14 protein-coding genes, 2 pseudogenes and 1 riboswitch are annotated in these 16,047 nt (G+C 39.5%); of the genes and pseudogenes, 1 reads left to right on the forward strand and 15 read right to left on the reverse strand.

Going from position 1 to position 16,047, the window contains the following annotated elements; translation table 11 throughout:
- Positions 1-131 precede the first annotated feature (131 nt).
- Entirely contained in the window at positions 132-530 is a 399-nt protein-coding gene (locus ACFQ19_RS12460) for a hypothetical protein (protein WP_379592543.1), read from the forward strand.
- 222 nt (positions 531-752) lie between these two features.
- Here the strand turns inward: ACFQ19_RS12460 and guaA are convergent, their stop codons facing one another.
- The 15 genes and pseudogenes from guaA to ACFQ19_RS12535 form a co-directional block, all read right to left on the reverse strand.
- Positions 753-2,288 (reverse strand): glutamine-hydrolyzing GMP synthase, encoded by a 1,536-nt coding sequence (gene guaA, locus ACFQ19_RS12465; RefSeq protein WP_379592545.1) that lies wholly within the window; start codon positions 2,286-2,288, stop codon positions 753-755.
- Positions 2,289-2,464: 176 nt separating this feature from the next.
- A riboswitch (purine riboswitch) is annotated at positions 2,465-2,566 on the reverse strand.
- A gap of 81 nt (positions 2,567-2,647) precedes the next feature.
- Positions 2,648-4,849 (reverse strand): transglutaminase domain-containing protein, encoded by a 2,202-nt coding sequence (locus tag ACFQ19_RS12470; protein WP_379592547.1) that lies wholly within the window; start codon positions 4,847-4,849, stop codon positions 2,648-2,650.
- On the reverse strand, positions 4,846-6,114 hold the full coding sequence (locus ACFQ19_RS12475; protein ID WP_379592549.1) for a DUF58 domain-containing protein: 1,269 nt from the start codon (positions 6,112-6,114) through the stop codon (positions 4,846-4,848). Before ACFQ19_RS12475 ends, ACFQ19_RS12470 begins: the two co-directional genes overlap by 4 nt.
- Complete coding sequence (locus ACFQ19_RS12480) at positions 6,111-7,079, reverse strand: AAA family ATPase (RefSeq protein WP_379592693.1); 969 nt, start codon at positions 7,077-7,079, stop codon at positions 6,111-6,113. The genes ACFQ19_RS12475 and ACFQ19_RS12480 overlap by 4 nt, the downstream gene beginning before the upstream one ends.
- A gap of 290 nt (positions 7,080-7,369) precedes the next feature.
- Complete coding sequence (locus ACFQ19_RS12485) at positions 7,370-8,218, reverse strand: aldo/keto reductase (RefSeq protein ID WP_379592551.1); 849 nt, start codon at positions 8,216-8,218, stop codon at positions 7,370-7,372.
- Between the two features lie 300 nt (positions 8,219-8,518).
- A complete protein-coding gene (locus ACFQ19_RS12490) occupies positions 8,519-8,923 on the reverse strand; it encodes a cupin domain-containing protein (RefSeq protein WP_379592553.1) in 405 nt (134 codons plus the stop codon).
- A gap of 17 nt (positions 8,924-8,940) precedes the next feature.
- Positions 8,941-9,666 (reverse strand): dihydrofolate reductase family protein, encoded by a 726-nt coding sequence (locus ACFQ19_RS12495; protein ID WP_379592555.1) that lies wholly within the window; start codon positions 9,664-9,666, stop codon positions 8,941-8,943.
- A 28-nt stretch (positions 9,667-9,694) separates the two neighbouring features.
- A complete protein-coding gene (locus ACFQ19_RS12500; protein ID WP_379592557.1) occupies positions 9,695-10,012 on the reverse strand; it encodes a carboxymuconolactone decarboxylase family protein in 318 nt (105 codons plus the stop codon).
- A gap of 55 nt (positions 10,013-10,067) precedes the next feature.
- On the reverse strand, positions 10,068-10,577 hold the full coding sequence (locus ACFQ19_RS12505; protein WP_379592559.1) for a flavodoxin: 510 nt from the start codon (positions 10,575-10,577) through the stop codon (positions 10,068-10,070).
- 98 nt (positions 10,578-10,675) lie between these two features.
- Positions 10,676-11,560 (reverse strand): LysR family transcriptional regulator, encoded by an 885-nt coding sequence (locus ACFQ19_RS12510; RefSeq protein ID WP_379592561.1) that lies wholly within the window; start codon positions 11,558-11,560, stop codon positions 10,676-10,678.
- Positions 11,561-12,449: 889 nt separating this feature from the next.
- Positions 12,450-13,202, reverse strand: a pseudogene (locus ACFQ19_RS12515) (SDR family NAD(P)-dependent oxidoreductase).
- Between the two features lie 117 nt (positions 13,203-13,319).
- Positions 13,320-14,171 (reverse strand): aldo/keto reductase, encoded by an 852-nt coding sequence (locus ACFQ19_RS12520; protein WP_379592563.1) that lies wholly within the window; start codon positions 14,169-14,171, stop codon positions 13,320-13,322.
- Between the two features lie 114 nt (positions 14,172-14,285).
- Positions 14,286-15,032 (reverse strand): SDR family oxidoreductase, encoded by a 747-nt coding sequence (locus ACFQ19_RS12525; RefSeq protein WP_379592565.1) that lies wholly within the window; start codon positions 15,030-15,032, stop codon positions 14,286-14,288.
- A 144-nt stretch (positions 15,033-15,176) separates the two neighbouring features.
- Positions 15,177-15,755, reverse strand: a complete 579-nt coding sequence (locus ACFQ19_RS12530) for a DapH/DapD/GlmU-related protein (RefSeq protein WP_379592567.1) — start codon at positions 15,753-15,755, stop codon at positions 15,177-15,179.
- An 86-nt stretch (positions 15,756-15,841) separates the two neighbouring features.
- Positions 15,842-16,006: pseudogene (locus ACFQ19_RS12535) on the reverse strand (hypothetical protein); the annotation flags it as partial.
- Positions 16,007-16,047: the final 41 nt, after the last annotated feature.

A 16,047-nucleotide genomic window follows, 5' to 3' on the forward strand; every position in this document is an offset into this window, starting at 1 on the left:
ATCTATTTTCACCATAAACACCTCATCTAAGAAAGACTCTGTTTAAATGACCGTACTTTTTTGGAAGTTAGAATAACATGATACTGTCATACTTTTCATTTCTTTTAAAGAATAACAAGGGGGAGATAGTTATGAGTATGGAATTCTTTACATTGGGTCCGACAGCTATTCAACTATTTAAGGCAGGAGAGCAAAATCCACAAAAAGCAAAACGAATGGTCTATGGACAGGCTACGTCAAATGCAAATGGGATAGCTACACTTTATTTCACAGACAATGGGTTAGCAAATGGAAATCCATTATTAGATACGATTGATTATGCGGTGTCAAGCGTTTATTCAACAAATTCTGCGATAAATGCAAGACCAAGAGTACAAATGCGTGAGAAGAACATTACTGGAAAATATGTTTCGGCCAATGTTACAAATATTAGTGGTGTAACACTTCTAGGCATAAGTGTATTGGGTTCGGAAAATCCGATGAGTGGGGTTGTTGTGGATTTTATGATTTTGGGTAGTTTTCATAATTAAGATAGAACTTCTCCGAATGGAAAGTATCTATAAATGTACTTGTTTGAGTATCAATAATGATTGTCCAAACCACAATATGTAACATATTCTCCCCAAGCAAAATAGCATATACATGATGATGCGCTTGTATTATATACCTAAATTGCAAATAGATTCGTGTCAATGAACATAAAGGAAAGAGCCGAAATCCTTGTCATCAAAGGAGTTTCGGCTCACCTACAACTATTCCCACTCTATGGTAGCCGGCGGCTTAGAGGTAACATCATAAACCACTCGATTAATATTATCCACATCATTCACCAAACGAGTAGAAATCGTCTCAAGCACATCCCAAGGAATCCGTGCCCAATCCGAAGTCATTCCATCAATCGAAGTTACCGCACGAATCCCAATCGTATGTGCATACGTACGAGCATCCCCCATAACACCAACACTCTTAATGTTTGGAAGAACAGTAAAGTATTGCCAGATATCGCGGTCAAGACCGGCTTCAGCAATTTCTTCACGAAGGATAGCATCAGATTCACGAACGATTTCTAGATGCTCTTCGGTTACTTCTCCTAAGATACGGATAGCAAGTCCTGGTCCTGGGAATGGCTGACGCCAAACAATACGGTCAGGAATTCCTAACTGTGAACCTAATTCACGTACTTCATCTTTGAATAAAGTATTTAATGGCTCGATTAATTCAAATTGCATATCTTCTGGCAGGCCGCCTACATTATGATGTGATTTAATGGTTTGTGCTGTATCTGTACCACTTTCAATCACATCTGTGTAAAGTGTTCCTTGTGCCAGGAAGTCTATATCTTTTAATTTAGCTGCTTCATCGTCAAATACATAGATGAATTCATTTCCGATGATTTTACGTTTTTGTTCCGGATCGGAAACACCTGCTAATTTCGTTAAGAAACGATCCTTAGCATCGACTTTGATAATATTCATTTGAAAGTCTTCTGCAAAGACATCCATCACGTCATCCGCTTCATTTTTGCGAAGAAGACCATGGTCAACAAAGATACAAGTCAGCTGGTTGCCGATGGCTTTATGGATTAACGCCGCTACAACAGAGGAATCAACACCTCCGCTTAGTGCACAAAGAACGTTGCGATCACCGACTGCTTCTTGGATTTTTTCCGTTTCCATTTCAATAAAGTTGGCAATTGTCCAGTCGCCAGCACAATGACATACATCAAATACAAAGCTGTGTAATACATCATTTCCATACTCAGAGTGACGTACTTCCGGGTGGAATTGCACGCCATACATTTGCTTCTCTTTATCGCTGATAGCAGCAATTGGTGTGGAAGGGCTTGTTGCATCTACCACGAAAGAAGGCGGTGCTGCGGTTACTTTATCGCCATGGCTCATCCATACCGTCTGTTTTGTCGGTGTATCTTTAAATAAAGCCGGGCTTTCATTTAATTCAATTAATGCTTTTCCATATTCACGGTTTTTAGATGCTTCTACTTTTCCATCGAAATGGAGGGACATTAACTGCATGCCGTAGCAAATTCCGAGAACTGGAATGCCGAGTTCAAAAATTTCCTCATCACAGCGGAAACTATCTTCCCCGTAAACACTATGCGGTCCGCCGGAAAGAATGATTCCTTTTGGATTCATTTCTTTGATTTCTGCTGCGGTCAATTTATGTGAATGAAGCTCACTATATACGCCAAATTCACGAATACGGCGTGTAATTAATTGGTTATATTGACTGCCAAAATCTAAAACCAGTACTAATTCATTGTTCTCCATAACTAGACTCCAATCTGTAGCTTTTTAACGATGTATGCTCTTCCCTTTTTCCAAAAATTTCTATAACGAAACAGGTTCAGGCTGCTTCTGCATCTAATAAAACCCGGACTCCAGCCTTTCTGTTTTCTGCAAATCACATCAAAAAACATAGAAAGGCAGAACCCGGGTATGATAAACAAACCTTCTTCTGCCTTCATAGTCGAATCATTTACGGTGATCCGGTAGAAACTTTCGAACCTTATTATCGAGGATATACGAAAGGCATATTTTAAACGAATTACTTATCTTTATACCTGTGAAGAATATCTGTTGTCCTCCACTGTATTCTTTTTTTATTCTACTAATTGATATGCCCCGGGTCAAGCCATTATTAGATTGATTAAATTTTTCCATAATTGCATTATTTCCTCTTTTTCATCTGTTAGCCGTTTGCTGTAAATCATCCGCTCGTAAACGCTGGTTAATTTGCTCATTTCCATCGTTTGCAGCTGCTTGTCTATCCGCCCGGCAAACTCGCGCAATGTTTCATCATTACCACGCTTGAAGCCTTTTTTATTTGCCAGTTTTAATAAATAGAGATAGGCTTCTTGAAACGAATCTTCATCAAAGCGATGCTCCAGCCTCCTTTGTAAGAAATAAATACGAATTTCTCGTCGCTTTTTGTAAAGGATAAGCAGAGCCAACAAAATTACTGCGGCGATTCCAATCAGAATAACCCCTGTCATCGTTGAAATCCCTGACGCTTCATCAGAAGCAGCTGCATCCTCTTCCTGCTCTTCCGCTCCCTCTGGTTCTTCTCCCTCTGCTGTATCTTCATCCTGTTCAGGGGCAGGTGCTTCCAGCGGGTCTTCTTCCTCGTCCATAGGGGTATCGTTCTCATCCGCATCAGCATGGAAATCTGCCATGTTGGAGAAACCTTGTGTCGGCTCAAATGGCACCCATCCTACATCCGGAAAATAAACTTCTACCCAGGAATGGGCATTGCTGTTGGCTACCTGATTCACATGGCTGTCTGTGTCTGCGTTTGTATCTACCCGCTCCCCGCTAGTGAACCCTTTTGCCCACCTGGCAGGAATGTCTTCAGAGCGAAGCAGCACAATCATCGCAGAAGAAAAATTATCGCAATATCCCGCTTGCGTCTCAAATAAAAATTGATCTACATAATCTTCCTCTTCTCCAGGAACAGGAACATCTGTCGTCTGATATTCAAAATCATTTGCACTGAAATAACGTTCGATCGCCCGCGCTTGGTCGTATCTTGTATCATGCCCTTCTGTTATTTCAGCTGCTAAATCTTCGACTCTTTCTGGTAAATCGGCAGGAAGCTGTGTATAACGCTCTTGTATTTCTGCTGCATCCTGTTCGGAACTATTCTGCAGGGTATCGATATCAAAAGATGGACTTTCATAGTTTATTTCATAAGCAGCCGGAACATAGTCGTCTCCATTTAATGTCGTTTCAATCCCTTCCAAGCTTTCATCAAAAAGGAAATCTACCGGTTCCTCCGCTGTCATAGAAGAAACACCGTAAGGATAAACCAATTTAGGCAATCGTTGGTTTCCCGTAAAATTCACTTGTGCTTCCCTTGTCTCTGTCTCCACACTATCCTCAAAAGTAGATAATGCAATCTGTCCATTGGACTGATCCATCAGGTTTCTATCGACCGATGACTCCCAGCCCTGTCCTGTATAGACGTCTTTCGTTTCTATCCTCCAATAATGATCTTCTTCAACGACTGCTTCAAACATGATCGTATCGTCCTGTACAAATGAACCGCCTAATTGCGAGTCGTCTTCTCCATATCCGACTTGCCCGACTCTGTTGCCGTCGCCGCCAAAATTACCTACAGATCCTTGTAAAAAAGGTAAAGGATCCGGCCATTGCGGTTCCGCTTTCGGTGCCTGGTAACCTATAAAAGCAACCACAGCAACAATCAAAACAAGCGGCATAAGCCAATATGTTAACCGGTCCCTTATAGAAACAGGAATATGTTTATTTTCAATCTCTTTACTCAAACTGGACATCCCAAGAGCAATAAAAGAAATAATAAAAATACGTACGATGGCCGAAGCACCTTCATATACTGTAAATGTATCCAGAATGCCAATATAGAAAAAAGTCAACAGAATAAATAGAATGATATTTTTCATGCGTACAAACCAGTAATACAGTAAATAACTCATTAGCCAAATCAGAAGCAGAAATAATAAACTTCTGAAAAAGGTAGTAAGCAGATACCAATCACCGGAAATAATCAGCTCGACATTGTACACCACTTCCTGCATGGTTTCTACGATCCAGTTCATATCGAAAAAGCTTGTATCATAATAAAGCATATGCACAATCAGAAGTAAGCCGATTCCTTTGATTGGAAAGCTGATTAGCCAATGCAGCTGAAAATAAGAAATAAAAAAACAGTACAGCGCAAATAAAATAAATACGCCGATGTTCGTTTCTGAAATATCTCCGAGCGGATAGAGCCATTCTAAAAACAAGCAGAATCCCGCGATATATAACAGAAGCGTATGGAGTGTGTTTAATTGTTTCCGACTATATGTCATTTGAAAATCACCTCAACAGGATCCGCTCCAAGATGCTCCAGACTTAATTCCTGTACAGCGATATCTGAAAAATAGAGCGGCTCCAGCAGATGCTTTTCTTCTTCAGATAAGTATTTTTCCGGATGGATATAAATAATTGCAAAATGCTTCATGCGCTGTTTTGCTTCTTGAATCGCCTGGACTAGCTCGGCATCTATAGAAGTTAGCAAAAGAAAGATGATATCTGCTTGATTCAATTGCGCTATTTCTTCCCGAAACCGCAGTGAAAAGGAACCCTGCTCTTCCGGTCTCGCCGTAAGAAGATAACGCTTGATAACCTCCAACTGCTGTTCATGATGCCCTGCTTCAAATACATGCGCTCTGTCACCTATGGAAAGAAAGCTCGTCGCATTTTTTTTCTTAGTCAGTTCTTTCAAAAGAGACAAACTCATTTCAATTGAAGCTTCATAAAGAAGCGGATGTTCCTTCTCCTTCTGCAAATTATCATGAACCAGCAAAATATCTACGCTTTTCTCTCGGTCAAATTCCTTTGTCATCATCGTTTGTTTTCTCGCTGACTGTTTCCAGTCAATCCATGCAAAACGATCTCCCGGCGCATACTCTCTGTTTCCTGAAGCAATGGTTGTATTCATTTGCTGTAATTGATTGGATAGAACGCCACCCTGTTCAAAACTTGCTGTCTCGCTGATAAAACGAACCTGATGCTCATAAGGATAGACAATACATGTGCTCTCAATCTGAAAATCTCTGCTTTTTTTGATAAAACCAAAAATTTCGCCTGTTTGAATCGTTACTTTGTCCAGCGTATGCTCTCCACGCGGCAGTGATTGCACCGAATAGCTGAATGTGAAATGTCTGCGGAAAAGTGGAAATAACATACGAATCAGCTTGCGGGAAACCGCCATTTGTCCAGAAGTTTGTGAAGAGAGGTATTTGGTTTTTTTCGTATCTTCCTTCATCAAAGAAGCGGGGAATTGTTCTTCAAATGTACAGTATAATAAAGGAAAAGGGAGCCTCCGTTTGATATGTACTTTCACAACCATATCATCTCCGGCTTGATAAACTGGATGTTCTATTTCCCTAGAGACCTGCCATGTACGTAACGGGTATAACGCAAAGAGAAGCTGGTAGATACCAATAGGCAAATAACCATAAAATAAAAACCAGCTGACAAATCCACCCTGGAACATGGCATAGCAAAATAAAATAAGCATCAAAACCAAAACGCCAATACTGCGTAAGATAATGCGGATATGTTTTTTCATTCTGCAAAGCCTTTCTTAATTGGGATATGCGCAGACTCAATAATCGTATCAATGACTTCTTCTCTTGTCCTGCCCTGATAACGTGCTTCTGCTTTTAACAGAACCCGGTGAGCTAATACAAATGGTGCCAGATATTTCACATCATCCGGAATAACATAATCTCTTCCTTCAATATATGCATAAGCTTTCGAAGCTTCCATTAAGGCAAGCGATCCTCTTGGACTCACACCTAAATAAATGGAGCTGTGCGATCTCGTACGGGTGACGATATTTAAAATATATTGCTGGATGGTTTCATCTATATAAACATTCTTCGCCTCTTCCTGCTCTAAAAGCAGCTCTTCTTGCGACATAACCGCTTGAATTTCTTCAATCGGATGGTGATTTTTATTTCTCGAAAGCATTTCTAATTCGTCTGCATATGTTGGATAACCCATACGCAATTTTAATAGAAAACGATCCAACTGTGCTTCAGGTAATGGATACGTTCCTTCATATTCAATCGGGTTCTGAGTTGCCATCACAAAGAAAGGACTTTTCAGTTGGCGTGTTTCTCCGTCTACCGTAACACTTTTTTCTTCCATCGCTTCCAGCAACGAAGATTGAGTTTTTGGAGACGTCCGGTTAATTTCGTCGGCTAACAAAATATTTCCAAACACAGGCCCTTCCCGAAACTCAAATGCTAATTCCTTAGGATTATAAATCGACACACCTGTCACATCCGACGGCAGCAGGTCCGGTGTAAATTGAATTCTGCTAAAATCGCAATTCACCGACTTGGCCAGTGTACGGACCAACATGGTTTTTCCCACTCCAGGAACATCTTCCAATAGAACATGCCCTTCTGTTAATAGTGCTACTAAACTCAGCTTAACGATTTCCTCTTTACCAAAAATAACGCTGTTCATATTAGTTAATACATCTTGAATATGTGTATTTTCCGCTATCTTCTCCTGTTCCATCATCACCCTCCTTATCTCCTTATCTGCCTGAATCTTACTATCTTTTATGTTACTATATTCGTATTCATATTGAAAAGAAATGCATTCCAAAGATTTAGATATCTTTTATTATAGTAGCCAAATGCAGGAAAAAATATTCAGTATACCAAAAGATTGATAGATAATGCATTATTAGTGAAAAGAGACCTAGCAATACACTACTCTATCCCTATCATTCAAATAAAAAAGCAGTCAGGATTTCTTCCTTCCTAACCGCTATTTCTATTAGTATAATGATATTTTCAAATGCAATGTTACCACAGAGCAAGAGGTTGCTTGGTGGTTGGCTCAGGATACACTTTGTCTATTTGCTCCAAGTCCTGCTCTGTTAGTGAAATATCTGCAGCCTTCAAATTATTCAGAACATGATCCGGGTTACTGGATTGCGGGATAGCAATCGTTCGTCCATTCCGAATCGACCAGGCTAATAGGATTTGGTAAACACCTGCCTCATGTTTTTCTGCAATATCTTTTAACACCTGCTGTTTCGTTAAATTCGCTCCAAAGCTGTCGCCGCGGTCAATCGGAGAATAAGCAATTACCGGCATGTCATGCTTAGCCATCATTGGCACTAAATCAAATTCGATACCTCTGTTGGCGATATTATAACGTACCTGATTTGCCTTACAATTTTCTCCGCCCGGCAACTGGATAGCATGCTCTAAATCGTCTACATCTAAATTAGAAACGCCCCATGCTTTGATTTTGCCTTGGTTTCTTGCTTCCTCTAAAGCTTCTACCGTTTCTTCCAAAGGAACATTTTCTTTCCAATGGAGTAAATATAAGTCGATATAGTCCGTTTCTAATCTTTTTAGACTATTATCCAAGCTGTTTGGCAAATCTTTTTTCGATGCATTGGAAGGGAGTACTTTAGAAATTAGAAACAAATCTTCACGGGTGTAGGGTTTAATAGCACTTGCAACGAACTTTTCCGCATTCCCACTTCCGTACATTTCTGCAGTATCAATTAATGTCGCACCGTTATCAATTCCTGTTCGAATGGCCTGTACTTCCTGGTCAAATGTTTCTGCTTTGTCTCCCATATTCATGGTTCCCAAGCCGATTGGAAATACCTTTCTCCCGGCAATGTTTACTGTTTTCATTACGTTTCACTCCTTTTTTCGGAATCCACTTTCTATATTAGTTCCACTATTAAAAGAAGCTGAAACGCGAAGATGCGATAAGGAGAAACGCAATTGCCTTATTTGCTAAAAAACGTACCCCATGGACTGTCACCTATAAGTGTTGTCCGCTTTCCTATTCTATGACCATCGCTGCCCTCTTTGTTACCTTGATGATTGTTGTTTCGTCTTATTCCATGAATAGACGTTTAAAAAGCTAGAACTTTCGTTACGTCCTAGCTTTAAACCCATTTCTCTTTATTTATTTCTCGGGTACTACTCTTATGAAAGTTTATTATATTCTTCGTCCGTCACTGCTTCTAACCATTCGTTCCAAGCACCTTCTGCCGGAACTTCCACAGCGATATGCGTAAACCAGCTGTCTTTCGCGGCGCCATGCCAATGCTTCACTTCTGGAGGAATATTCACAACATCCCCAGCTTTTAATTTTTGTGCAGATTCTCCCCATGCTTGATAGTAACCTTCACCAGCTGTTACAAGCAGAATCTGCCCGCCTTCATGATGAATATGCCAATTATTACGGCAAGCTGGTTCGAATGTTACATTACCAATTGGTACACGGGTCGTTGACAGCATTTTTAAATAACTCTGTCCTACAAAATTCTCCGCAAATTTTTCGTTTTTTTCTCCTATTGGAAATATCGGATTGTAATTTTTCTGATTCATATTATCTCTCCATTCGTTTATTTGTGATTAACCAGATAGCTTAACCAAACGCAACCGTCCTCTTTCGCCTCCACATCTTTTAATGAAAAACTTACAGGCGTATCATCGGATAATCCTTCTTTTGTTTCAAAGAGGGACGGAGAGTCAGCTGAGCCATCAGCGGAAGGACTGATCACAATACTTACTTCATCACAAAGGCCGGTTTGAATAAAGGACCAGTTAAGGACGCCACCGCCTCCCAACATCAAGGTATCAATATGAAACTTTTCTTTTAATTTCTGCACAACGGCGTTATAATCAAGGGAATCTTTGCCGGCGATGATATAAGGTATATTTAACTTACGGAGCATCGCCTTGTATTCGTTGCTTGCCTTTTCGGTTAACACTTCCAAAACATGTGCTATTGTATCTTGATATTTTAGTTCATTGCTTGTCCAGCCAAGTTTACCGGAAGGATCTACAGACACATAGTACTTATCTAACTCCGTTTCTACAACAAAATCGCCTGCAGGAACAGGAGCTGCATCCTTATCCAATTCAGGTTCCTTATACTTGGTAAAATTATCGTCGGTTGTTGTACGACCTGATAACCAGCCTTGGTGATGATAATGCGGATTTTCCCCAAAAGCCAGATTGTAAAATAACTTCCCGCTTTTTTTGCCTTCCGGGGTCCCCATAAATTTTCCGATGATTTTACCATCTACGGAAACCTCCATGTGACAGAAGATATAAGGTCTATTCATTTTAAAAACTCCTTTGGCGTTTTATTTATTATTCTCCATAAATTTCTTTGGCAATATTAAATGCAGACCATGCTTTTGGCCATCCTGTATAAAATGCCAAATGCGTAATCAGTTCCGACATTTCTTCCTTGGTAACACCATTTTGTTTCGCCATATTCATATGTGCTTCCAATTGCGGGAATGCACCTTGTGTTAATAGGCTGGAGCAAGTAATCATACTCCGGTCGCGTGGAGATAGTTTATCTTCTTGTGACCAGACCTCTCCAAATAATACATCATCATTTAATTCTGCAAATTTCGGTGCAAATTCTCCTAATTGGTCGCGACCTGCGGTTTGTTTTGCCATGATCTGTTTCCTCCTTTTTATTAATAAAAAAAGCTTTATTTCAACTAGTTTTATTTCATATTAAGCGTGTTATCCAATGCGTCACAGCTCTCTTTGCCATTTCCACTTTCGAACCATGAATCGCTAACCCCTGTTCAATCAATGCGCCAGGGCAGCTCTTCCTTAAATCATCCATACTACTGCCCAAAGCACTGCCTTCATGCGTACAGAAAGGATATAATGTCTTCCCGGATAAATCATAATCTTCTAAAAAACTGGCGATGATCATCGGATAAGTTCCCCACCAGTTAGGGTATCCAATGATAATCTCATTATAGTCCGATAAATCAGGAATAGCTAAACAATATCCTGGTCTTGCTTGTTCCATCTTCTCTTTCTTTGCAATATCAACCATTTCTTGATAGCTTTCGGGGTATTTTTTCAAAGGTGCCAGTTCAACTGCTTCGATATTCAATTGTTCAGCAATTTTATCTGCGACAACAGCTGTGTTCCCTTTAGAAATTTTTTGCATTTCGCCATGAACCATGTTTTCATCTTTATGAGAAAAATAGATAATAATTGGCAATGAATCACCCCGTTACGTTCCATAGATATTGTTTTTTATCTATACTTATATGGTACTACCAGATTTGTTTTACGGCTAATGCCTATCCGAAAACAGGCTTATGCTTCAAAAGCATGTTTCATCCGTTTGATAAATTCATTGACTACCGGAGAGAAGGAGCGATTCTTTTTCCAAGCAACAACACATTTTGTCTTCATTTCTGGAGACAGCGGTACAAATGTTACATTTTTAGCGTTTCCATTTATCACAGCTCCCTCTATCGCTAAAGCTGACCCTACTCTGTTCTCCACCAAAGAAAAGACGTTAAAAATTAAATTGAAAGTGCCTGCAATATTCATGTGCTCCACAGGTATCCCCATCCAATTGGCCATCATTTGCTGTACTTCTTGTCTGCCGGAACAGAGCAGAGGAACCCCGATTAAATCTTCTGGGTACATTTGCTTTTTCTGTGCTAAAAAGGAATCACCGGAGACCAGGATGCCCCATTTTTCAGTCCTTGGCAACGTCATTCGCTCATACTTATCCAATGCAATCGGCTCCAGCAAAATAGCGAGATCAATCAATCCTTTATCCAGCTTTTCCGTAATGTCATCACTGGTTCCGCTAAAGATATGAAATGTTACTTGCGGGTAATCACGGACCATTTCTTCCAACATCATCGCCAATGTATCTGAATTATCCGCCTCCACGCAGCCAATAGAGATGTGTCCGCTGAATAATTGCTTCTTTTGATCAAAAAATGCCTGTTCTGTTTTATCCGTCAGAGACAAGATTTCTTCTGCCCGATCCTTTAAAAAAACACCAGCTTCTGTTAAATACAATTGGTTTTTCTCTCTATAAAACAGCTCTGTTCCCAGCTCTTCTTCCAACTCTCTCAACTGACGGCTCAGGGTAGGCTGTGTAATATGCAAAAGTTCTGCGGCCTTTGAAATACTTCCCTCTTCGGCAATAGTCCAAAAATATCTTAACATCCGTATTTCCATTGTCCTATCATCTCCTAATTTTCTTCTTTCTTTATTCTACCCTTTCTGTAAAGGTATAAAAAAAGAGGTTGTTCCAAAAAATTTTAGAACACCTCCACACTGAAAAATCTATATTAAATTACTCAACTTTCGCACTTAAAAAAGTAACTTACATTCCATAGAAACAGGGGTTGATTGTTTCTTCCGTACAGCTGTTGACAAAGATTTGAAGGTAAAGTGTAAGGCGACCGCTACGGCGGACCGTTTTGCTTTCCTAGGGGCACGCTCTTCAGCTAACTTTTGCCAAGAAGTACACTTGGCAAAAGTGGATCTTCAGATGGTGCTGATCCCTCAGGAGTCAAAACGGTCCGCCTCCGCTAGCAGGGTATTCGATGCTGTTTGAGACAGCGATCTAAATAAAAGTTCAATCAGAAAGAACAAATTTTTCGTGGTGCATGAATCAGTCATTTCTATGAATGAAAGCTATTCTTGATATGAACGATTCATGATGTCATGATTTGAACTGTTAAATCAACCATTTGAAACACCAGAATAATGGTTTATTTAGGCTAAAAAGCGATTATTTCATCTCACTTCATCAGGATGTCATTTCTTCCATGCGCTGTAGAATCCTATTAGAGCGCAGGCCAACCACGTAGACTCCTATGGGAACAGGGCGAGCTGAAGATCCACTTGAAAAGCGGTCTTCTTTTCAAGTTAGCTGAAGCCGTCCCCATGGAAAGCGGAGTGGTTGGCCGGAGCGGAGCTACACACCATATCCTGTTCAAAAAATAGAAGAATGATTGAACGAAAAGCAAGCAGTATAATAGAGATCATATTCATCCTGGAACAGCAAGGGTTATATGCTTATTCTTAGGTGCGAAAGTTGAGTAAATTATTTTTATCAACCTTAAAATTCCCGGAATGGAAAAATTGGATCTTTCAGTTGAAAATCATAAGTAGATTCATCTACAATACCAACAACCTTATTGCTGTCATACAGTTCTAACATAAAATCAGCCATTTCTTTGGACGTATGGAACTTCGAAACTTGTCCTTCATATTGAAATTCCTCTACATCTAAAGAATGCAGTTCAAATTCAGATTCAGTCACAGCTGGAGCAAGAACCTTTGCCTGCATCTTGGAACCTTTGTTTTTCAACTCTCCGGCCAGCCCTTCCGTAAAGGCACCTACGTAGAATTTTGTTGCGGAATAAGTGACAAAATCTGAAATCATAATATAGCCGCCTGCTGATGAAACATTAATAAGCTGTGTCCCTTCCACATTTTCATAATCTCTCACAAACAGGGAAGAAAGAATCGTTACTGCTTCGACATTTACATGCAGCATGGATTCTACTTTATCCAAATCTTGTTCTTTTACGGAAGAAAAATTTCCAAACCCTGCACAGTTAATCCATGTTTCCAACGTATATATATTCAACGATTCATAAAAAGCACGGACATTTTCCGTTGCTGATAAATCAACTGTTTTTACTACAACGTCTATATCTGAATTAATCTTCTTAATCTCACTTTTTAATTGTTCAAGCTTTTCTTCTCTTCAGGCAGCTACGATAAGGTTTTTACCACGCTCTGCAAAAGCCAGCGCAGTGGCATATCCAATTCCCGAACTCGCGCCGGTAACCACAGTATATTTCATTTTTTCTTCCTCCATCCATGTCATTTCATGCAGATTTACCGGCTGATGTAATCCTTGATACAAGAGGATATATCCGCCAGTAAACATACTAATGCTTCATCTGATTACATATAAATTTCATTGCTCAAATTGAATATCATGAAGTCGATAAACTTCATCCAGGCTTCGAATGTCCAATATCAAGCTTTCGTCCTGATCCATTTTTTCAATTTGACTTATATCTTCCTTACTTAGTTCAAAATCATCCACATTAAAGTTTTCCTGCATCCGTTCAAGTCGTACGGATTTTGGAATCGTGATTACATGATTCTGTCTTAACCATCTTAGAATGACCTGAGCCGGGCTTTTACCATATTTTTCTCCGATTTCGGATAAAGCCTGATTTGTAAAAATGCCATTACTTCCTTCCGCAAAAGGAGCCCAAGCCATCATTTTTATATCATATTTTTGCATCACAGCACGAAGTTCCTTTTGTTGATAAAATGGGTGCATTTCCATTTGATTGACCGCGGGCATAATATCATGGCTTAATACTAAATCTACTAAACGATCTTCCAGAAAATTGCACACACCAATCGCTTTAACTTTTTCAGAACGATGCAGCTCTTCCATCGCTCTCCAGCTGCCATGATAATCTCCATAAGGCATATGAATTAAATACAAATCAAGATAGTCTGTTTGCAGATTTTGAAGTGTTTTTTCAAATGATTTCATGGTTTGCTCATATCCTGCATCTTGAATCCAAACTTTGGAACTAATAAATATTTCTTCTCTTGCAACTCCGCTATGCTTTATTGCATTTCCGACAGCTTTTTCATTGCCATAACTGGCCGCTGTATCAATCATCTGGTAGCCGGTATTCAAGGCGTGTGAAACGGTCTGTTCACATAATTCCTGATCCGGTATTTGAAATACTCCCAGCCCTAATAATGGCATGGTTGCTTTGTTATTTAATTGGATGGTATCCATTTTGTACGTCTCCTTTATAATTTAAAGTCCTTTGTATCATCTCTACAAAGGACTTTAAACTAATATCATCGGTTGAATGATTGTTTGTAAAATATGCTTAACACATTTTCCTGATTACCAAGGCTGAATGGTCGGTCCAATCGTAAATTCATTTACATTGGTATCTTCCGGCTGATCAATGGCAAAGGCAACCACATTGGCAACACGGTCTGGACCAATTTCATATTGATCATACATATCATTGGCACCTTTGGCTGTTTCTTCATCCGTGATGGTTTCCAATAATTCCGATTTAATGGCAGCTGGATAAATGGTAGCCGTTCTTATATTCGTTCCTTCTTGCGCAGATTCCATACGCAATACTTCCATCAGATCACGGACAGCCCATTTCGTTGCGCCATAAACCGCTCCGCCCGGATAAGCTTTGAGCCCTGCAACAGAAGAGGTGGTAATCACATGCCCGGATTTTTGCTCTTTAAATTCTGGAAGAACAGCTTCAATGCCATTTAAAACACCTTTTAAGTTAACATCGACCATTTGATTCCATTCATCGCTTTTCAGCGCAGATAATGGAGAATTTGGCATTAAGCCGGCATTTAAAAAGATGACATCCACTTTGCCAAATTCTCTTTTTGCCAGTTCGACTATTTTTTTATTATCTTCCACGTCTGTAACATCCGTTACTTGATAGACAGCTTCCCCGCCATCTTTGGAAATAGACTCCGCTAATTCTTGTAATTTTTCTTCACGGCGGGCGCCTAATACCAATTTCGCTCCTTTTGAAGCTAACAATCTCGCTGTAGCTTCTCCAATTCCTGAAGAAGCACCTGTTATAACGACTACTTTATCTTTAATTGCCATGTATAAATCCTCCTTGATTTGTTTATCCCAATATCGGGTATATCCTTGTAATAACACGAATCCACATTAAATAAACTCTATAAACAATTAATTATCTGGGACTTAACGTTTTAGTTCATTTTCCTCTGCCTGCCATAGAGATGATTACTTTATCTTATCCTCTAAATTTGATAGAAATTTTGCAGGATTACCACCGACAATTGTATTCGGCGGGACATCCTTGGTAACGACCGATCCAGCAGCAACCACAGAATTTTCACCAATTGTTACACCAAGCAGAATGGTTGCATTCGACCCAATCCAAGCCCGTTTCTTCAATTCAATCGGTTTAAGGTACATCGTTCTTCGATTGGATGGATTATAATCATGATTGATGGTCGCAAAAACAACATTATGGCCGATTAAGCTTTCATCTCCAAGAATGATTTGTCCCTGATCTTGGAAGCGGCATCCCGAATTAATAAATACATTTTTCCCGATGGTCAAGTTCTTTCCAAAATCAGAGGTAAATGGTACAAATAAAGAAAAACCTTCATCCAATTCTTGTCCAATGATGCGAGACACCTGCTCTCTGATTTCTTCATTTGTATAAACGCCATTATTTAATATGGCACATAAACGTCTGGTCTCATCAGATACTGCTACCATCGCTTCATTAACTTCTGAACCGCCATGGATCACACCTTCTTCTGCCATTTTTGATAAAAGTTTTTCTAATTCCATTTCAATCGTTCCTTTCCACTTGTATTTTTCCTATTCCATCTACTAGCAAAATGAAATGCTGTAATATCTATTCTTCGCAGTCAAACTCATTTCTGCTTCAATATAGCGGTAAATTCGTTACCATGATTTAATAATGGCTTTACACCATCATTTATCTTTCCCAGATGAATAAGGGAATTTGATTGATTATCAAAATCTCGAATAAATAAACAAATATTTTCAAATGGAATAGAAAAACAAATATATCCAGCTTTTGCCTTTTCAGGTAGTAGCTGTTTAGGATCCTATAACC

Origin of the sequence: Oceanobacillus locisalsi (assembly GCF_042675985.1) — a bacterium.
Lineage (GTDB): Bacteria > Bacillota > Bacilli > Bacillales > Amphibacillaceae > Oceanobacillus > Oceanobacillus locisalsi.

Excerpts from the sequence above, each read along its gene's own strand:
- ACFQ19_RS12470 (WP_379592547.1), bottom strand. The coding sequence starts at position 4,849 with ATGACATATAGTCGGAAACAATTAAACACACTCCATACGCTTCTGTTA.
- ACFQ19_RS12460 (WP_379592543.1), top strand. The coding sequence starts at position 132 with ATGAGTATGGAATTCTTTACATTGGGTCCGACAGCTATTCAACTATTT.
- ACFQ19_RS12530 (WP_379592567.1), bottom strand. The coding sequence starts at position 15,755 with ATGGAATTAGAAAAACTTTTATCAAAAATGGCAGAAGAAGGTGTGATC.
- ACFQ19_RS12500 (WP_379592557.1), bottom strand. The coding sequence starts at position 10,012 with ATGGCAAAACAAACCGCAGGTCGCGACCAATTAGGAGAATTTGCACCG.
- guaA (WP_379592545.1), bottom strand. The coding sequence starts at position 2,288 with ATGGAGAACAATGAATTAGTACTGGTTTTAGATTTTGGCAGTCAATAT.
- ACFQ19_RS12485 (WP_379592551.1), bottom strand. The coding sequence starts at position 8,218 with ATGAAAACAGTAAACATTGCCGGGAGAAAGGTATTTCCAATCGGCTTG.
- ACFQ19_RS12520 (WP_379592563.1), bottom strand. The coding sequence starts at position 14,171 with ATGGATACCATCCAATTAAATAACAAAGCAACCATGCCATTATTAGGG.
- ACFQ19_RS12480 (WP_379592693.1), bottom strand. The coding sequence starts at position 7,079 with ATGATGGAACAGGAGAAGATAGCGGAAAATACACATATTCAAGATGTA.
- ACFQ19_RS12475 (WP_379592549.1), bottom strand. The coding sequence starts at position 6,114 with ATGAAAAAACATATCCGCATTATCTTACGCAGTATTGGCGTTTTGGTT.
- ACFQ19_RS12525 (WP_379592565.1), bottom strand. The coding sequence starts at position 15,032 with ATGGCAATTAAAGATAAAGTAGTCGTTATAACAGGTGCTTCTTCAGGA.
- ACFQ19_RS12495 (WP_379592555.1), bottom strand. The coding sequence starts at position 9,666 with ATGAATAGACCTTATATCTTCTGTCACATGGAGGTTTCCGTAGATGGT.
- ACFQ19_RS12490 (WP_379592553.1), bottom strand. The coding sequence starts at position 8,923 with ATGAATCAGAAAAATTACAATCCGATATTTCCAATAGGAGAAAAAAAC.
- ACFQ19_RS12510 (WP_379592561.1), bottom strand. The coding sequence starts at position 11,560 with ATGGAAATACGGATGTTAAGATATTTTTGGACTATTGCCGAAGAGGGA.